Consider the following 17,881-nt stretch of genomic DNA (forward strand, 5'->3'; position numbering starts at 1 on the left):
ATAATTTCTAATCGCCCGACCTACAGTTTACTATTAAAAATCACTTCGAGAGAGACTATAACAATTTTAAGCATGATGAAATAGTAATAGATACTAAAGCAACTATATATGGTTGGATAGATTTAGTATAAATTACACTTTAGTACTTTTTATCACTAACTATCTTGGCTTAATTCAAGTATCTCTATTACCTTATGAACAATCATCTTATGCTGTGGATGTTTCTGAATCTTCAATAACAGTTCCATCATCTCTGTATCTTGTGGTACAGAATAAGGTAAGAAAAAATCACTCAATGGAACTTCTAAAGCATCAACAATCTTCACAAAAGTTTCCAAAGAGATATTTCTGTGGTTATTCTCTATCTGACTGATATAAGGAACGCTTAGATTTGTTCTTTCTGCTAGTTCTTGCTGTGTAATCTTCTTTGAAACTCGTAAGTCTCGTATCTGATTACTTATAGTTTCTAATATATCATCCATTCCTTCACCCTCTATGTTAAATCTACTATCTATCTTATAGATTAAACAATTAGGTTTACATTCTCTATAGTTTAATATTTACTTAAAATATATTCTATTGTTAAAATTTGTGTGATATAATTATAACTATTAGGAAATATTTCTTTTATTTTATTAAATAAAGTTAAATATTAGGAGGTTATATATGCTTAAAAAGCTTAAGGAATTGAGCAAAGAACAAAAGATTATAGGTGGTATTGTACTATTGCTTATCCTCGTTTTGTTCTTCACACTATTAACTAGCGGTAGCACTAAACACTCACAAGTTCAAACTAAGGCTAGTGATTCTGTCAAACAGTCTTCACAAGTTAAACAGTCTAGTTCATCTTCCTCTACTTCATCATCCAGTAGTGAAACTAGCTCTAAAATAGAGAAATGGTCTCCAACTGGGCATATAGCCGTAGATGCTTATCTTAATACACCACAAATTAAAATCATACTGCGAGCCAAAGCACTGAGAGAGGTAGCACACAAACTCTCTAACACAGATAAACTCTACGAAGTTGAAGCTGAGGTAATTGGGATTGAAGAAAAAGATGAATACCGTGAGTACAACATAACAGGTAAGAAACTTCTTGTCCGTACACCTGAATCACTAGCTGTGAAAATGAATGAACTTATGGTCTATACAGGAAATACAGTATCTTTAGAAAAATATGATTCAATCGATAAAGGCTCGTTAGTAATCAGTGAAGTAAGAAAAACAGAAAAAGCACAAGAAGAGGAAAAAGCAAGTATTGAAGCCTCCAAATCAAAAGAGGAGGAAAGGAAAGCATCTTCACGAGTAAAAGAGCAAGAACAAGCCCCATCTCACACTACAACTACTCCTACACAATCGTCTACGCCTGCTCCACAATCAAATTTAAGACCGTTCAAAAACTGTAAGGAAGCACGAAAAGCAGGACGTGTAAACATACCTGCTAGTGACCCACAATATGGTCCATGGCTAGATAGAGACAAAGACGGATACGGATGTGATGAATAGTAAAAAAGTTCTTATTCTACTGTCACTACTACTTATTATAATTGTCACATTCACAGCATACTTAACCACTCTGCCACAGACAGACTACCAGATAGCTATAAACAGACTCCAAAAGATAAGTTTAGAGGCTGTAGAACAGAAAATACAACATCAAGAAAGCTTTTATCTATACACAGGGAGAGAAAGTTGTCCATACTGTCAAGAATTTGCTCCAAAGCTTGCGGAAGCAGTAGATAAAACTGAGACAACTGTGTATTACTTGGATAGTGAGCATATAGATAAGACTAGTTGGAATAACTTCAAAACAACTGTAGGATTCAAAACAATCCCCAATCTCACTTACTTCACAAATGGTACAGTATACGACATATTACCGAAAGCAAGTCAAGCTAGTGTTGAAGTGGTTGAATCATTTATAAGAAAGGAATAAATAATGAATACATACAAAATACTTAAGGACAATATTGAAACGATATATCTAGGTAAGGCTGATGGTAGTCTCCTAGAGATAGAAAGAAAATACTTTGATTTCCTCCCAGAGGTTGGAGAAGAGGTGGAAGTCTTTGGTACTGATGGAAACTACATCATTACTAGGAAACTTACAACAAATTCAAATAATCCAAATAATACTAAAACGTTGAAAATATGGGGATGGATTTGCACAGCAACTTCTCTACTATTTCTCCCTTTTATTTTTGGAGTAATAGGTATTGTTTTAGGATATCTCATCAGAAGCAGAGGTGATAAAGAACAAGGAACTGTTATAATGATTTGTGCAACTGGTGCTATGATTTTTGGAATGTGGTTAGGAGCCATTGTATGGGGGAGTATATAAATAATGAATAAAGGAAAAATTATTAAAATAATTGAAGATACTGCTTACATAGGTTATGAAGATGGAAGTTTAAAGCAAATTCCTATTGAATCTTGTGACTTTGAACCTACAATAGGGGATTATGTAGAGGTTTATGGTGATATTGTTATAAGGGTTGAAGGTAGTAAAGAAAGTACCCCAGTAAAAAAGCATAAATCTAGAAAAAGTAAGATAAAACCTATTTTAATAGCTCTTGTAGTTATTGTTTTGTCAGTTAGTGCATATTTTATAATGAATCAAATAACTACATCACAGAATACCTCTAGTTCTTCTAAGTCCTCTACGTCTTCATCTAAGAGTAGTTCTAGCTCTTCATCTCAAGAAAGTAGCTCTAGTTCTACAAAATCTTCGATATCAGGACTTGTTCCTAAGTCTTTATTAACAATCGACGATGAAGAAAGGATGGATAAGCAGAAATATACCTCGTCATTTGACTATGATAAATGGATTCATGATGAATTACCTCGCTATATGAAAATACGAGTTAGTGGGGAAGTTGTACAAGTAAAAGATTCAGAGGATAAAGGTACTGTAATACAAATTGTTTCAAATGAATTAGGTTCAGGATATGGGGAACCTATTACTGTTTTTATTCCTAACGGTTACTTATCAAGAGTCATAGTAGAAGGTGATAAATTAGTGTTGTATGGAAAAACTTATGGAGTTCTGCAGACTACAAAAGATAATTCTGTAATACTACGACCATTTATGATTGCTTATCTGCATGAAACAGATAATTAGGATAAGTTATGAAACGGTCTTCAAAGCCACAAAAACACAAAAACACTACCTCTTATGATTGCCTATATGTATGAAAACTAATACTACATGAAAAAGAAAATATATAACCAAATTATTCACATTTCAGATACACATGTTATCATTCGACTCCACACAAATGAGACTCTAAATGTTCCTATAAATGAGTTAACTTTTCATCCTAAAGTAAATGATATTGTTGAAGTTTATCAAAATCAGAATCACGTAGTAGTTTGTCCTCTACCACAGAGCAACAAGCTTTGGATTCTTATAACCTCAATTACACTTCTAATTCTTATCGTTATAGGAACTACTTTTTTACTCTTTAGACAGCCAGATAGGAATATAGAAACAGTAGATAATCAATCTTCACAACAAAGCTCCTCTACTACTTCTAGTTCCTCTGCATCATCCAGCTCTTCTTCCAGCACATCTACTACAATCTCTAGCTCAAATGAAGGTAATATCATAGATACGACAGCCGAAGAACTTCGAGATATGGAGAATGATGGTAGATTAAAAACTGGTCAACTATACCGCTTCACAGCAGAACTAACACGCCAAAAGTTTTGGGAAGCATACGTAGGACATTTTAAAGCTCTAGAAACATACCATACTATTTGGGTAAAAGCTAGTAATGCTCCTATGACTGGTGTACAAGTACAAATTAAGAAATCTATGATTGAGGGATGGCAAGAAGGAACAACCGTTACTTTCACAGTCAAAATCATGGAAGACTCTGAAAAATTTCAATTCTGGGTTGCTACTGATGCCACACTTATCACGACTCCCACAGAAGAAAAACACACAGAAAATACAACACAAGAAATTGATACACAGGCTATTCTACATGGAGACTATTCTAGCATAGCTGGTACTTGGAGGAATGAGTTAGGACATGAAATAGCATTTAATAAGAATGGTTTAATAAAAGGAGGACAGATAGCTAAATCAGGCATGGGAAGCGATGGACACATAGGTTTTAGTGTTAGCTCAGGACCTATAGGAGCTGCAATGGGAATATATCCCCCTGGAACAAGTATACCTATGAAACGATTTGAGAATAACCAAATAGTATCAATCGAAGACCCAACTGATAAAAGTAAAACTAGAATTATCATTACTCAAACACATCCATCTGATGAAAAAGCTGTCTACTACAAAATAGACTAAAACAACATTCCCTATACTTACAAAGTTTTTCTAGTTACCTGAAAATCCCTGCAATTACTCATTGCAGGGATTTTGTATATCCTTTATATCACATGAACCTCCTTCAGACAATTCCACACTACTAACACATTTTTGATATAGAGAGTTAATCGGTGAATAGCAAAATTCACATACATCCTTTACTATTCTATTTTTTAATCGACCCTTAGAAATCCCATTATCACGCGCATTACTAACCACAAACACAGAGAGAGAAATTGATACTATTGTACAGTAAAAACTGATAGTTGAATCAAGTCAACACTACAAAAACATGAAATCCTATAATGTAAAACATCTTTAAATAGCTATTTTTATTCTCTAATTTATCTCATAAGCATACGCCTTTATGCCGTGAAAGCAAATTGACAGTAAGTAGGCACAAAGTACTCTAAGAACGTCTCAGACGAAAGGCTTTAGTTTTTCGGATGGACAGTTCATTTGTACGAGAGTGCCTTGTTTCTTGCTGTCAATTAGACCATGGAATAAATTAGGCGTATTTGGTACTTAACAAAGTGTTTCACTCCTTTGCTTTCGCTCATGGCGAGCTAGTCGTTCACACTTTGTAGTAATGTAGCAAGACATTTCTCTACTTACCCTTATTATATAATTCTAACTATTTTTACAAGAATAATACTACAATACTACAAAAGGAGTAAATAACTAGTGTTATTAGCACTTTTGCCTGTAGTTACTCTGTAGCTTCTATACGTTTATAGACACGTGTTGGACTACATGTACTACAAGGTCGCTTATTCTGCACAGCTATAAAATCCTCACGATGGTCCAGTACATCACGAATTTTTGAAGCATGTTTGCTATTTCGTCCGCCACCTGTTTTTTCATCAAACAGTATGTAAGCTAGTTCACTTGTGTAAGTAACAGTAACTAAGTTTTCCCCAGTTGCATCCCAATACTCTCTTGTTTCTTTCTCATACCCTTTCCACATATTATAGTATTTCTTTCTTTCAGATAAGGTATAGCGATTCCAACAATCAGGTGCAGGAAACTCATCCAAGAACTCATTTATTAACTCCCTTTCCACATCCTCTTCTTTGAAATCAAATTGTATCTCTTCCAATTTTTCTGAAGTCGTTCTACTTGGAAACATAATTCCATATTGGTAGAATAGTAGTCTAGCTTCAGCAAGAATTTGCAAGAAGTAATCATCTGAAACATCCATTGGATGCTCTTCAACAACATTTTCTCCACAATTCAAAGGATAGAATCTTCTTTCAACTCCAAAATCCCCGAGAAATGCTTTAGAATTTCCAGTTGCAATAAATACATTATGTCTTAGTTGTCTTTTGTGTGTTTTATACAGTTCCCTATACGTATCGTGTGAAGCACCAAGAAATGCCTTAATTCTATTTATATCACTCTGCTTTAGCCCCTGTAACTCTGGAATTTCAACAACACATACATATTTAAGCATCCTATAGTCTTCTTGTGTTTTTCCAAATGAAATAGGAGTATCAGTAAAAGCATCAGGCAATAAACGACGAGCTACTGTGCTTTTTCCTATCCCTTGTGGACCAATCAACACAGGTACATTATCAAATTTTATACCTGGTTTATATACGCGTCCAATTAGACCTGTTAAAAACATCTGAGATACCTCACGTGTATATATACTATCCTCACACCCTAACAGTTTATGAAAGAAGTATTGCACACGAGATACTCCATCCCAGTCAAGACTTTCTATCCGTTCCTTTACAGGATTAAATATCCATCTACGTGCCACTTCTAATACAGCATCTTCAATATAATCCTTTTTAGGAGTAAAGTGAAACAATTTATCTATATATACCGAAAACAAAGAAGTGTCATCACTATCCCATTCTCCTTTCGGAGTTCCCCACGGAGTCTTATCTAGTTTTTCAACTGCTCCTGTGAACTCATTGTAACCTAATAATGTCATCTTAGATTCAAATGCTTCTAAGATAAGCACTACGTTTTGAGGTGAACTGACAGGTTTCCCTGAATTATTAAGATTAAATTTAGGCATGTCAAGAACTTTATCCTCTGTCTTCTGTTTTTTAAAAATGATTGTCATAAACAGCTCCTTCTGTTAGTAACATAATTACACTATATAGTGTAATTGATAGCAATTGAATCAAAGATTCAACATGGTTACAAGTACCTATGTGTTTCAAGTAATCATAGGAATTTTTAGCTATATGTATTATTTTTTCATACAATATAGTTACTCCCTTCTAGTAATTGAAAGGAACTTCATAACATCTGATTTCTTATAGAAAACTTTGCGAGTTCCTTCTATGGGTGGACAGTATCGGGTTAACCCCAAACGTTCCCATTCATGCAGAGTTACTAAACTAATACCTAGTTCTTTGATTAACTCTTTCTGTTGTATCAGGCCAACCGAGTCACTATGAGGTGAAAGCATTGCATGTGATAGATAATCATTTATTAAATGCTCAATCCTCTCCAACAATGCTAGTTCTGCTTCTTGAGATAATATCCCTTGTGGTATACTATACATATATCCTCCTTCTTTCCTATTTGTTCACAACTATCCTCTCATAACTAGTACAGCTTGCCTGTTAACCAAGTTAACTAGGTTAATTAACTTAGGTTATGTTTTGCATTTTATCAGTTTTTTATTTACATGTCAAGAGTTTTGTGCTAAAATATTACTAAAGTTATTAAACGGAGGTTAAATATGATAGGAGCATATCTAAAAAAATACCGTACAGAAGGTAACGTAACTACTAAGAGCCTTGCTGAAGAACTAAAAGTATCACAGTCTTATATCTCACAAATTGAAAATGAGAAAAAGATTCCCAGCGTAAATAAGCTCTTTAAAATCACTGAATCTATTGCTCTATGTTCTATAAAAGAAAAATGTGAACAAGATGGATTAAATTCCGTGGAGTACTATATAGAATGTCAAATATTAGCCAGCTCTTATATTAGTGAAATAATTAAAAATATTAATCTTGATTCAATCCATAATGATAAAGAAAAACAGATGTTAAAAGATTTAATAGAATTCAATGATAAAACATCATCTTTACCATGGGTATCCTCAACATACAAAGATATTAGCCACGATATTATCAATGGAGAAAATATTAAAATCAACCTTGATTATATCTTTAGAAAGAATGTAAAAATAACTATTGATGGTCAATCACTCACAACTGAAGACTTAACTGCTCTACAAATACTAATTGAAGGTATTCGTTCTAGACACAAATCATAATAACTTTTTTTCATAACCTTTTACAGCTTGCCTACTGATGTTAGAAAGGTTAAGAAATGAAAATAGCAGAAATCAAGAAACAAAACGGTGACACTGTATATCGTGCAAAAGTATACTTAGGAGTAGATAAACTCACAGGAAAAAAAATAAAGGCTAATCTGACAGCTAGAACTAAAACTGAATTGAAGAAAAGAGCTCAATTAGCTAAGACTGAATTCCAAAATAATGGCTTCACTAAAAAAGAAATAATCCCACTAACAAGCTATGAAGAAGTAGCTCAACTATGGTGGGAAAGCTATCAACACACAGTAAAACCAAATACGCAAGATTCAGTAAAGCGACTACTATCTAACCATGTAATTCCTTTATTTGGTTCTTATAGGTTAGATAAGTTAACTACTCCAACTATCCAACGCATTGTTAATCAACTAGCTCTACGTGCTAATAAACGAGAAGAAGGCGCATTTCTACACTATGATAAAATTCACGCGCTAAATAAACGTATACTACAATATGCTGTGACAATGCAGATTATTGATATGAATCCAGCTCGTGAAGTTATTCTTCCTCGTAAAATAAAAAAGGGTAGAAACAAAGTAAAACACTTTAATAACTTAGAGTTAAAGCAATTTCTCAGCTATTTAGAAGAGGCTAACTTAGCAATATATAGAAATATCTATGAAATTACTTTGTACAAGTTTCTTCTTGCTACTGGTTGCCGTATTAACGAAGCCTTAGCTCTACACTGGTCAGATATTGACCTACATAATGCAACTGTGAATATTACAAAGACACTAAATCATTTAGGTGAGATTAACAGCCCAAAGTCTGAGGCAAGTTATCGCACAATTGATATTGACCCACAAACTATAGAGGTCTTAAAAGTGTATCAAAAAAGACAAAGGCAAGAAGCTTGGAAACTTGGTCGAACTGAAACTGTTGTCTTCTCAGATTTTATTCATAAATACCCAAACAATAAAACACTAGCCACTCGTTTAAACACACGTTTCAAACATGCTGGTGTACCTAATATTGGATTCCACGGTTTTAGACACACACACGCTAGTCTCTTGCTAAACTCTGGAATACCATATAAAGAATTACAACACCGTCTAGGTCATTCTACACTAGCTATGACTATGGACACTTACAGTCATCTCTCCAAAGAAAAAGCAAAAACAGCCGTCTCATTTTATGAGAAAGCTGTAAGTTCATTGTGAAGGGGGACAAAAAGGGGGACAAACCCAGAAATCAACGTTTTAAGACAAAGCAAAAAGCCCACTGTTGTAGGCTTTCTGTAAGATATTTCTTAAAATTAAAGCATTTTGTTGTAGAATTCAACGACAAGTGCTTCGTTGATTTCTGGGTTGATTTCGTCGCGTTCTGGCAAGCGAGTCAATGAACCTTCCAATTTTTCAGCGTCGAATGATACGAATGCTGGACGTCCAAGAGTAGCTTCTACTGCTTCAAGGATTGCTGGAACTTTCAATGATTTCTCACGAACTGAGATCACTTGACCTGGAGTTACGCGGTATGATGGGATATCAACGCGTTTTCCGTCAACAAGGATGTGACCGTGGTTTACGAATTGACGAGCTTGACGACGAGTAGTCGCAAGACCAAGACGGTAAACAACGTTATCCAAACGACGCTCCAAAAGAAGCATGAAGTTGAAACCTAGGATTCCGCCTTTGATTTTTGTAGCTTGTACGAACAAGTTACGGAATTGTTTTTCACCTACACCGTAAGTGAAACGAAGTTTTTGTTTTTCAGCCAATTGCAAACCGTATTCTGACAATTTAGAACGGTTGTTTGGTCCGTGTTGTCCTGGTACGTAGTTACGACGTGCCAATTCTTTACCTGTACCTGTAAGTGAAAGGCCAAGGCGACGAGCTTGTTTCCAAGATGGTCCTGTATAACGTGACATGTGAATGTCCTCCTGATATAAATAATATTTCGGTGGAAATAGTCACTTAGAAAGCCCTGATTCGTGCAGATGCCCTTCGCCTAAACAGCCAAGGTTACTTATCATAAGACACCTGTTGACGAGCTTCATGCTTTCCTGCTGATATTTCACACAAAATCCATTCTACCATGAATTGCTAGATTTGTAAAGGGGTTTTAAGCTTTATTTTCATTGCCAGAGAGATTGAGAACAAGGGTAAAGGTGCTTCCTAGACCGTACTGGCTGCTGACTGTAATTTCTCCACCCAATTGATGGGCCAATTCACGCGCAATCGCAAGGCCTAAGCCATGACCACCTGTTTTCATGTTACGCGAAGTTTCTACACGATAAAGGCGTTTGAAAATATTCTCCAAATCCTCTGAGGCAATCCCCTGTCCCTCATCGGTCACACTGATTGAAAGCTGGTTCTTCTCCAGCTTAGCCACCACTTCCAACTTGGTTCCTGGTGCTGAGTATTTAAAAGCGTTATTGACCAGATTCACTAAGATGCGAGAAAGTTTGGCATAATCTCCCTCAATCCGGGCAGACTCTGGGATTACCTGCAAATGGACATCTCGTTCCTCCTGCTCAATCAAGAACTGAAATTCACTCATGCACTCAATCAAGAGCTGGTCCAGAAAAATACTGTCCTTGTTGGTCGTTTCCACCTGATTTCTAGCTGTATTTAGAGTCAAAAAATTCAACTCTTCAACCAGTTTATTGAGTCTTTCAGTCTGGCGTCCAATGGTTGCTAGATAATGATCCTGTTCTCCTTCCTTGATAACCCCATCCAAAATCCCTTCTACCGTCGCTTGGATTGAAGTGATGGGAGTCTTGATATCATGCGATAGCTGGGCAATCATCAAGCCCTTTTCACGTTCGCTTTCTTCCAAGGAATCAAAGGTCGCCTGCAAATCATGGGACATTTCATTGAAAGCTTGGCCTAATTGCTGAAATTCTACAGGGCCTTGAACCTCCAGATTTGATGGAAAGTCCTTGTCCGCTACCCGCTTGGCATGTTCCTTGAGTTTGCCCAATGAAGTAAAGACCGGCGATAGGAGAAAGAGACTAATCCCAGCACCGATAAAACTAGCCACGAGAGTCATACCCACTAGGAAATAAATCTCTCTTTCTTCAATTAGCATTCGCTGGATAGCCCAAAAAACCACGATAATCGTTAGGAGTGTTGAAATGACATACCCCACTAAAATATAACTTTTTAATTTCATTAACTACCTCGTGCTTTCTCAATTTTGTAGCCCAAGCCCCAGACGGTTTTGATGGTGGGTGTTTCTGAACTAGCATGTTTAGCCAACTCCTGTCGAAGAGCATGAATATGAACATTCAAGGTATTGGTGTCATCCACATAGTCTTCTTGCCAGACCTTTTCATAGAGGTCTGTCTTAGAGAAAACCCGCTCTGGATTGCTGGCTAAAAGCCATAGAAGTTCGAAGGATTTGACGGTCAAATCAAGCGCCACATCTCCAACTTGGACCTCATGGCTACCATGATTCATCCGTAAATCCCCGAGACTGACAACCTCTGTCTCACCTCCACGATGAAGGCGACGCAAGATATTGTGGACACGCAAAACCAGCTCACGAGGGCTAAATGGCTTGGCAATAAAGTCATCTGCCCCTAAGCTCAGTCCATAAATCTTGTCCTGCTCGCTAGTCTTAGCCGTGATAAAGAGAAAAGGCTGATCTGGAGATTGATACTGAACCTCACTAATCAAATCATAACCATCCATCCGAGGCATCATGATATCTGTAATAATCAAATCAATTGGTTTTCGCTTGAAGATTTCTAAGGCCTCTACTCCATCATGGGCCACCAAAACCTGATATCCTGCCTGAACCAGATAACGTTGATGAATATCTGTGATTTCTACCTCGTCGTCAACGAGTAAAATTGTCTTTCCCATCTGTCTCTCCTTTGAAAAAAACAGTGCTATACCACAATAGTATAACACTATTTTTATCTCTTTACGAACATTCTAAACGATATCTGGATTTTTCAAATCCTAGATAGAAAGTCTGTAGCTAGACTAGTCATTTTCCTCTTTTTTAGCTTTCAAACCGAGTCCACCTAGCAGGCCGGCCAAAGCTAATCCAAAGAATCCAAGAGTAGCCATTGATGTTTGGGCTTCACCAGTATATGGAAGCATGTCTTTTTGGTCTTTCATTTGATTAGCCATCATTGGACTTGATACCTTGTTATTAGATGCCATCTTGCCTTCATCAGACATTTGGCTTGAGGCTGCTGGAGCTTGATCTTGTTTCATGCTTGGTGTTGCCATAGGCTGGCTAGCATTCATGGTTTTGTCCTGCTCTTTGTTAGGCATCATCTTATCCTGACTAGCAGCTGGCATTTTAGATTTCACCTCATCTTGATTGGCACTAGGCATTTGAGCTTTCATATTCGATGCATCTTGATGACTATTCATCATTGGAGCTGGCATAGCTGAACCATTAGAAGATGGGACGAAACCTGACTGCATCGGAATCAGAGACTGATGTCCATTCAAGTTCACTGTCAAATCTTTAGTCGCTACGAGATTGCTCAAATCAGCCTTACCATCTTTCGCACCGTACACTTTGATAGTTGCCTTGTAGCTTTGAGTGCCGTTTTGTTTTAACAAATCAAGTAGCTCTTTGTCAGATTTTCCTTGGGTACCTGCCAAATCCACTTCGTAGAAGTAGAGACCTTTGCCCAATTTTTCTACTGGTGGAAGAGCAGGATTTTTAGCTGAACCGTTGTCTGACCATGGAGCCTTGTCGGATGCTTTCAAGATAAGGCGAGTCAACATACCATCACCAGCGAAGAATTCGTATGGGATAACTTGGTTGACACCGGCCGTGAACGGTCCAGGGAAATTAGCTTTATCTAGATAAGTGGCTGGGACGTCCACTGTGTCTTTGGTGTTGTCGGCCACGCCTTTTTGCACTTCAGCTGGAGTAGTCAAGCCATTCAAGTTGACATCCAAATCCTTTGTCGCTACAAGGTTAGTCAAATCAGCCTTGCCGTCTTTGGCACCGTATACCTTGATAGTTGCTTTATAGCTTTGAGTACCATTTTGTTTCAAGAGGTCTAGAAGCTCTTTATCAGATTTACCTTGAGTTCCTGCCAAATCCACTTCGTAGAAGTAGAGACCTTTGCCCAATTTTTCTACTGGTGGGAGAGCGGGATTTTTAGCTGAACCGTTGTCTGACCATGGAGCCTTGTCTGAGGCCTTCAAGATAAGGCGTGTCAACATGCCATCACCAGCGAAGAATTCGTATGGAATGACTTGGTTGACACCAGCTGTGAACGGTCCAGGGAAGTTAGCTTTGTCTAGGTAAGTAGCTGGAACGTCTACTGTGTCCTTCGTGTTGTCAGTCACGCCTTTTTGAACTTCAGCTGGAGTGGTTGCTGGTTGAGCCTCACTTGCTTCACGGTCTTGTCCAGAGACTGCAGGAGCAGGATTTGTCGCAGGTTTAACCGCATCTTCTGTTTCTTTCTTAGATTCTGGTTTTACTTGCACTTCTTCTTTTGGTGCTACTACTTGGTCTTTAGCAGCCACATCCGCTTTCTCTGGAGAGTTTGTAGTATCCAAGCTTGCTTTAGGTGCTGAGTCTACCTGCTCTGATGGAAGAGCGGTATCGACTGCTTCTTTGAGAAGTTCTACTGGTAAGTCACTCTTTTCACTCACCGAAGTAGCATCTGGTACAACTTGAGCAGGGGTCGGATTGACCACATCGGCACGTACAGAACTTGGTTGACCAACTAGGACAAAAAAGCCACTGGCTACAACAACTGAGGCAACACCGACACTGAGACGGCGAATAGACCAACGAGTATATCTTTGATTTGGATTGAATTTCATAGGATTCTCCTTAGAGTTTTTCTTTATTTGATGACTCTAGTATAATCTCCTAAAATTAAAAAGGATTAAGAAAAAGTTAAAATTTTTCTTAAATCCCTCTTATAAAATACTTATATTAATTAAATCCATAAACAGACTTGGTGATTTGATAGACGACATTGGAAAGTTTGCGAGCTGGCAAGACCGAATGTTTGGTCAAACGGCTGAGCATGGTCTTACGAATAGCCTGAAAGACCTCTGGATTTTCCTGCTGAATATAGGTCCACAGCTCCCGTTTTTTGGCAAGATGCTCTGCTGTGCCTGCTCGGTTGAGCAAGGCACTGGAAATCACCGTCGTGATTTCAATATGATTCAACAGATATTCTCGCATTTTTGGATGACTCACTTGGGACAAATCAAGCTGGTCTACCAAGAGTCGATTGACCTTTAGTTGCTGGTCAATGCGCTTAATCATCACTTGCTCATTGACAGACTGGTCCTCACGCCCAATCAAATAACGATAGAAATCAACAGGCAGATAGTACATGGTCTTGACCTGCTGAAGGGGGGTAAAGACAAAAAGATTATCGACATAAAAAGTATGCTCAGGCAGTTGGAACTGGCTCGCTCTCAACAAATCTGTCCGATAAATCAGCGAGTGCATCATGATATACTGGCCTTTTGAGAAATTTCCGACCTGGTCCCAACCAAAAATCTGCTGAATAGGCAAGACGGACTCATAACTCATACTCTTCTTACGAGACTGACCTTCCTTTTCATAGACAAAATTGGTCACAAAGGCATCCACCTCTTGCCCTTCACTCTCTAGTTCCTGCAAGGTTTCCAAAATTTTCAGATAGGCACGAGGATCCACCCAGTCATCACTATCAACTACTTTAAAATAGCGCCCAGAAGCCTCTGCCAAACCACGATTGACAGCACCACCATGGCCCTTATTTTCCTGATAAATGGCTCTAACGATGTTAGGATACTTGCTGGCTAAACGCTCAGCGATTTCCTGAGTCTGGTCCTGAGACCCATCATTGATAATCAAAATCTCAACTTGCTCACCACCAATCACTAGCGACTCCACACAGTAATGAAGATAGGCTGCGGCATTATAGCTAGGGATGGCGATAGACAATAACTTCATGATCTACTCCTTTAGGGGACTGATTTTTTCTTATACTCAATGAAAATCAAAGAGCAAACTAGGAAACTAGCCGCAGGTTGCTCAAAGCACTGCTTTGAGGTTGCAGATAAGACTGACGAAGTCAGCTCAAAATACTGTTTTGAGGTTGTGGATAGAACTGACGAAGTCAGTAACCATACCTACAGCAAGGCGACGTTGACGTGGTTTGAAGAGATTTTCGAAGAGTATTACTCTCTCTTGTCACTTCTTTCTATTCTACCATAAAGTCCAGCTTCTGAAGGACTTTTACTAGAATACAAGGGTTGCTATCTCTATTTGCTATTTTGAACATCAAAAAAGAGGGGATTTCCCTCCTTACGAATTTAATTCTGCTAAGTCATCTAGATACTGGTTGTTAATGACCGCCAAGATATAGGTATCTGCCTTCAAGAGATCATTAGGGCCAAATTGAACATCCAAGGGTGAATTTTCTTGTTCACGAAATCCTAGGACATTGAGGTTATATTTGCCACGTAAATCTAGCTGGCTCAGGCTTTGACCTGCCCAAACACTAGGAATTTTCATCTCCACGATGGAGACATTTTTATCCAGCTGAAAGACATCAACATTGTTATGAAAGAGAATGGTCTGCGCTAGGGACTGCCCCATCTCATACTCAGGCGAAATCACCGAGTCGGCACCGATTTTTTCCAGTACCTTCTTGGCTGTCTGGCTTTTGACCTTGGCAATAACCCTTGGTACACCCAAACTCTTACAATGCATCACTGCAAGCACACTCGACTCCAGATTTTCCCCTGTTGCCACTACAACCGTATCACAGGTATCAATTCCTGCAGTTCTGAGGAGTTCCTCGTCTGTAATATCGCCCACAACTCCACGCGCCAAAACTGGCTCAAATTGATTGATACGCTCGGCGTGGTCGTCAATAGCAATGATATTCATATCTTGCTTGGCAAGGGCCATCAGGACACTACTCCCGAAAATCCCCAAGCCTAAAATTCCAATCGTACGATCTGACATCATTCTTCCTTTCTTATCCAATACTAATATCTGCTTTCATATACTGAATCAAATCTTTCTTATCAGGCTGGTAATCCGCTAGACTAACCAGCAAGGTCAAGGGACCAATACGGCCAATAAACATGAGCACCATGACAATGCTGAGAGCTAGCTTGCCCAATTCTGGCGTCAGATTTGCCGTTACCCCAACTGTCGCAAGGGCTGAAATGGTCTCAAACATGAGGTAGATAAATCGCGGTGTTCCTTCTGCCGTAATCCCCAACAACATCAAGCCCAACAAAAAGGTCATCAAAAAGATAATGAAGACACTAAAGGATTTTTGGACTGTTCGAGCCTCAATGGTTCTCTGCGCAACATTGGCATGAGGTAAGCCCAGCAATTCACTACGAGCAAAGACCAACAAGACAAAGAAAGTCGTAATCTTGAGACCCCCAGCCGTCCCTCCAGGCGCTCCTCCGAGAAACATCTGTAGGATATAGATAAACAAGGTCACAGGCCGAGCTTGAGTGTAATCAATAGAAGCAAAGCCAGCTGTTCTCATGCTGACGGCTTGGAAAAAGCTAACCAGCACTTTCTCTGGAACGCTGAGATTGCCAATAGTTCCTGGATTGTGCCACTCCGTAAAGAGGGTGGATACTGTCCCAAACAGCAAGATCCCTGCAGTCAAGAAGAGAACCAGTTTGGTGTGGAAACGCAGACGGCGTTTTTTCTTCTTATCAAACTGGGTTGCCAAGTCAAACCAGACCATAAAGCCAAGACCACCTGTGATAATCAAGCCAGCAATGACCAGATTGATCAAGGGATCCGTCTGAAAAGCCACTAAACTGCTACTTCCAAAATTATCAAAACCAGCATTACAAAAGGCTGAAATAGCTAAAAAGATGGAGGTGAAAATACCCCGTCCCCAGCCGAACTCAGGAATAAAACGGAAAGTAAGTAGAAAGGCACCCAAGCCCTCCACCAGAAAAGTCGTCAAAAAGATGGACCGCATAAAGGCCTTCAGCGACCGAGTTTCCCCGTAACTAAAACTCTCCTGAATGGTTTCACGACTGCGAAGACTGAGCTTTTGCTTCCCCTGAATATAAAAGACCCCGATAAAGGTCATGAGCCCCAGACCACCAATCTGTATCAAGAGCATACAAATCAACTGCCCCCAGACATTATAGGTCGTAGCCACTGGTTGCGTAAAAAGGCCAGTCACACAGACCATGGACACCGTCGTAAAAAGATGGTCAAAATAAGTGGCCTGAGAACCATTTGCCTGAACAAAAGGCAAACTCAAAAGAAGAGAGCCTATAAGAATAACTCCAGCGAAACTTAAAAAGATGCGACGAGCTGGCGAAAGTCCGCCCAAGGACCTTTCAATTTTTTTCACAAATAATTTGAATAACATACATCCATTGTACCATAAAAAGAGGGAGAGTAGCTATATCTGAGAAGTTATCTCAAGGCAGAGTTCCAAGGCCTTCTCAAAAGCTTCTGAACCCCAGTCACGACTATCGTACTGGTCCAAGTCTGCTAAGGAATCAGCTGTAAACAACAACTCTCCCCAGAGAACCCCACGCAGTTGGGCTACTGCTGCAAGCGCAGAACACTCCATCTCCACAACAGCACAGCCTTCTTCCTTGCGATAAGCCACCTTTTCAGCCGTTTCTCGGTAAAAACCGTCTGTCGTCCAGGTCATGACTTCTTCATAGGGAATCCCTTTGGCTTCCAACACTCGCTCAATAGCAGCAGTAGCCTCTGGCTGAATTTCCATATAGCGAGAAGGTGCCACATAGTGATAGCTAGCACCTTCGTCTCGTAAAGCCCGAACAGGGACTAGAAAGGCATTTTCTTCTATATCAGCCAGTACACCACAGGTTCCAGTGGAAATAATCTGCTCCACACCATATCCAATCAACCAATCCATAAACTGGGCTGCTGGAGCTGAACCAACAGGAGCCTGAGCCAGACAGACCTCCTTGCCCTTGTAGCTCATGACGTAGACTGGATAGGTCTTGGTGGCAGAAAGGAATTCGCCGACACAGTCCGCCCCTACTTCCCTCGCATAACGGTCAATCTCCTCTTCTAAAAAAGCATAGACACACTTCTTTGGCAAGTGCAAGTCTAGCCCCTCGTGATTGGGCATGATAACCGCACGAGGATTATCATCAAACTCTAAAATAGGAATCGCATGTTTCTGAATCATGACCCACCTCCTCTAATTTTGTACTATTGTATCAAAAGCTGACTGAGTGTCAAGGAGGAGGCTGATAAATTGAGGAGAAAAAAGCATCCCAGTTACGAGATGCTTTTAAATTAATCAATGAAGCAAACTTTCTAAGAGATAGAGTAGG

Annotated in this window: 18 protein-coding genes; 7 read left to right on the forward strand and 11 right to left on the reverse strand. The window is 39.0% G+C overall.

Annotation, left to right across the window (positions count from 1 at the left end):
* Positions 1-155: 155 nt before the first annotated feature.
* Entirely contained in the window at positions 156-482 is a 327-nt protein-coding gene (locus ACLNCV_RS03590; RefSeq protein WP_084954134.1) for a helix-turn-helix domain-containing protein, read from the reverse strand.
* A gap of 184 nt (positions 483-666) precedes the next feature.
* Here ACLNCV_RS03590 and ACLNCV_RS03595 point away from each other — a divergent pair, with 184 nt between their 5' ends.
* From ACLNCV_RS03595 to ACLNCV_RS03615, 5 genes are all read left to right on the forward strand, one after another.
* Entirely contained in the window at positions 667-1,506 is an 840-nt protein-coding gene (locus ACLNCV_RS03595) for an excalibur calcium-binding domain-containing protein (RefSeq protein WP_084954135.1), read from the forward strand.
* On the forward strand, positions 1,499-1,936 hold the full coding sequence (locus ACLNCV_RS03600; protein WP_084954137.1) for a thioredoxin domain-containing protein: 438 nt from the start codon (positions 1,499-1,501) through the stop codon (positions 1,934-1,936). Before ACLNCV_RS03595 ends, ACLNCV_RS03600 begins: the two co-directional genes overlap by 8 nt.
* Before the next feature lie 3 nt (positions 1,937-1,939).
* On the forward strand, positions 1,940-2,341 hold the full coding sequence (locus tag ACLNCV_RS03605; protein ID WP_050269440.1) for a hypothetical protein: 402 nt from the start codon (positions 1,940-1,942) through the stop codon (positions 2,339-2,341).
* 3 nt (positions 2,342-2,344) lie between these two features.
* Positions 2,345-3,121 (forward strand): hypothetical protein, encoded by a 777-nt coding sequence (locus ACLNCV_RS03610; protein WP_424844872.1) that lies wholly within the window; start codon positions 2,345-2,347, stop codon positions 3,119-3,121.
* A gap of 87 nt (positions 3,122-3,208) precedes the next feature.
* Positions 3,209-4,312 (forward strand): DUF6287 domain-containing protein, encoded by a 1,104-nt coding sequence (locus ACLNCV_RS03615; protein WP_084954140.1) that lies wholly within the window; start codon positions 3,209-3,211, stop codon positions 4,310-4,312.
* A gap of 730 nt (positions 4,313-5,042) precedes the next feature.
* Here the strand turns inward: ACLNCV_RS03615 and ACLNCV_RS03620 are convergent.
* Positions 5,043-6,410 (reverse strand): VapE domain-containing protein, encoded by a 1,368-nt coding sequence (locus ACLNCV_RS03620; protein WP_084954143.1) that lies wholly within the window; start codon positions 6,408-6,410, stop codon positions 5,043-5,045.
* A 150-nt stretch (positions 6,411-6,560) separates the two neighbouring features.
* Positions 6,561-6,857, reverse strand: coding sequence for a hypothetical protein (locus ACLNCV_RS03625; protein WP_084954145.1), 297 nt, complete (start codon positions 6,855-6,857; stop codon positions 6,561-6,563).
* Between the two features lie 180 nt (positions 6,858-7,037).
* On the opposite strand from ACLNCV_RS03625, the gene ACLNCV_RS03630 reads away from it, so the two are divergent.
* Positions 7,038-7,580, forward strand: coding sequence for a helix-turn-helix domain-containing protein (locus tag ACLNCV_RS03630; RefSeq protein WP_084954147.1), 543 nt, complete (start codon positions 7,038-7,040; stop codon positions 7,578-7,580).
* Between the two features lie 56 nt (positions 7,581-7,636).
* Entirely contained in the window at positions 7,637-8,800 is a 1,164-nt protein-coding gene (locus tag ACLNCV_RS03635) for a tyrosine-type recombinase/integrase (RefSeq protein WP_084954149.1), read from the forward strand.
* Positions 8,801-8,895: 95 nt separating this feature from the next.
* Here ACLNCV_RS03635 and rpsD read toward each other — a convergent pair whose 3' ends face one another.
* The 8 genes from rpsD to ACLNCV_RS03675 all read right to left on the reverse strand — a co-directional run bounded on the left by rpsD (position 8,896) and on the right by ACLNCV_RS03675 (position 17,733).
* Positions 8,896-9,507, reverse strand: coding sequence for a 30S ribosomal protein S4 (gene rpsD / locus ACLNCV_RS03640; protein ID WP_000092756.1), 612 nt, complete (start codon positions 9,505-9,507; stop codon positions 8,896-8,898).
* A gap of 194 nt (positions 9,508-9,701) precedes the next feature.
* A complete protein-coding gene (locus ACLNCV_RS03645; RefSeq protein ID WP_424844873.1) occupies positions 9,702-10,754 on the reverse strand; it encodes a sensor histidine kinase in 1,053 nt (350 codons plus the stop codon).
* Positions 10,754-11,449 (reverse strand): response regulator transcription factor, encoded by a 696-nt coding sequence (locus tag ACLNCV_RS03650; RefSeq protein ID WP_000520651.1) that lies wholly within the window; start codon positions 11,447-11,449, stop codon positions 10,754-10,756. Before ACLNCV_RS03650 ends, ACLNCV_RS03645 begins: the two co-directional genes overlap by 1 nt.
* Positions 11,450-11,572: 123 nt before the next feature.
* Positions 11,573-13,390, reverse strand: a complete 1,818-nt coding sequence (locus ACLNCV_RS03655; RefSeq protein WP_424844874.1) for an SSURE domain-containing protein — start codon at positions 13,388-13,390, stop codon at positions 11,573-11,575.
* 115 nt (positions 13,391-13,505) lie between these two features.
* The gene (locus ACLNCV_RS03660) at positions 13,506-14,522 is read right to left on the reverse strand and encodes a glycosyltransferase family 2 protein (protein ID WP_424844875.1); all 1,017 of its coding nucleotides are present in this window, start codon (positions 14,520-14,522) and stop codon (positions 13,506-13,508) included.
* A 354-nt stretch (positions 14,523-14,876) separates the two neighbouring features.
* Positions 14,877-15,542, reverse strand: coding sequence for a potassium channel family protein (locus ACLNCV_RS03665; protein ID WP_424844876.1), 666 nt, complete (start codon positions 15,540-15,542; stop codon positions 14,877-14,879).
* A gap of 13 nt (positions 15,543-15,555) precedes the next feature.
* Positions 15,556-16,935 carry a TrkH family potassium uptake protein gene (locus tag ACLNCV_RS03670; RefSeq protein WP_125443480.1) on the reverse strand — a complete coding sequence of 460 codons (1,380 nt, stop codon included), beginning with the start codon at positions 16,933-16,935 and terminating at the stop codon, positions 15,556-15,558.
* A gap of 33 nt (positions 16,936-16,968) precedes the next feature.
* A complete protein-coding gene (locus ACLNCV_RS03675) occupies positions 16,969-17,733 on the reverse strand; it encodes a nucleoside phosphorylase (protein ID WP_261028323.1) in 765 nt (254 codons plus the stop codon).
* Between the last annotated feature and the right edge of the window lie 148 nt (positions 17,734-17,881).

This window comes from Streptococcus sp. CL5.50, from assembly GCF_049738015.1.
Classification (GTDB): Bacteria; Bacillota; Bacilli; order Lactobacillales; family Streptococcaceae; genus Streptococcus; species Streptococcus mitis_CA.

What these genes read in the sequence shown, in the direction of transcription:
- ACLNCV_RS03665 (WP_424844876.1), bottom strand. Translation starts at nt 15,542, where the DNA reads ATGTCAGATCGTACGATTGGAATTTTAGGCTTGGGGATTTTCGGGAGT.
- ACLNCV_RS03655 (WP_424844874.1), bottom strand. Translation starts at nt 13,390, where the DNA reads ATGAAATTCAATCCAAATCAAAGATATACTCGTTGGTCTATTCGCCGT.
- ACLNCV_RS03620 (WP_084954143.1), bottom strand. Translation starts at nt 6,410, where the DNA reads ATGACAATCATTTTTAAAAAACAGAAGACAGAGGATAAAGTTCTTGAC.
- ACLNCV_RS03675 (WP_261028323.1), bottom strand. Translation starts at nt 17,733, where the DNA reads ATGATTCAGAAACATGCGATTCCTATTTTAGAGTTTGATGATAATCCT.
- ACLNCV_RS03610 (WP_424844872.1), top strand. Translation starts at nt 2,345, where the DNA reads ATGAATAAAGGAAAAATTATTAAAATAATTGAAGATACTGCTTACATA.
- ACLNCV_RS03595 (WP_084954135.1), top strand. Translation starts at nt 667, where the DNA reads ATGCTTAAAAAGCTTAAGGAATTGAGCAAAGAACAAAAGATTATAGGT.
- ACLNCV_RS03615 (WP_084954140.1), top strand. Translation starts at nt 3,209, where the DNA reads ATGAAAAAGAAAATATATAACCAAATTATTCACATTTCAGATACACAT.
- ACLNCV_RS03600 (WP_084954137.1), top strand. Translation starts at nt 1,499, where the DNA reads ATGAATAGTAAAAAAGTTCTTATTCTACTGTCACTACTACTTATTATA.
- ACLNCV_RS03670 (WP_125443480.1), bottom strand. Translation starts at nt 16,935, where the DNA reads ATGTTATTCAAATTATTTGTGAAAAAAATTGAAAGGTCCTTGGGCGGA.
- rpsD (WP_000092756.1), bottom strand. Translation starts at nt 9,507, where the DNA reads ATGTCACGTTATACAGGACCATCTTGGAAACAAGCTCGTCGCCTTGGC.
- ACLNCV_RS03590 (WP_084954134.1), bottom strand. Translation starts at nt 482, where the DNA reads ATGGATGATATATTAGAAACTATAAGTAATCAGATACGAGACTTACGA.
- ACLNCV_RS03660 (WP_424844875.1), bottom strand. Translation starts at nt 14,522, where the DNA reads ATGAAGTTATTGTCTATCGCCATCCCTAGCTATAATGCCGCAGCCTAT.
- ACLNCV_RS03605 (WP_050269440.1), top strand. Translation starts at nt 1,940, where the DNA reads ATGAATACATACAAAATACTTAAGGACAATATTGAAACGATATATCTA.
- ACLNCV_RS03630 (WP_084954147.1), top strand. Translation starts at nt 7,038, where the DNA reads ATGATAGGAGCATATCTAAAAAAATACCGTACAGAAGGTAACGTAACT.
- ACLNCV_RS03635 (WP_084954149.1), top strand. Translation starts at nt 7,637, where the DNA reads ATGAAAATAGCAGAAATCAAGAAACAAAACGGTGACACTGTATATCGT.
- ACLNCV_RS03645 (WP_424844873.1), bottom strand. Translation starts at nt 10,754, where the DNA reads ATGAAATTAAAAAGTTATATTTTAGTGGGGTATGTCATTTCAACACTC.
- ACLNCV_RS03625 (WP_084954145.1), bottom strand. Translation starts at nt 6,857, where the DNA reads ATGTATAGTATACCACAAGGGATATTATCTCAAGAAGCAGAACTAGCA.
- ACLNCV_RS03650 (WP_000520651.1), bottom strand. Translation starts at nt 11,449, where the DNA reads ATGGGAAAGACAATTTTACTCGTTGACGACGAGGTAGAAATCACAGAT.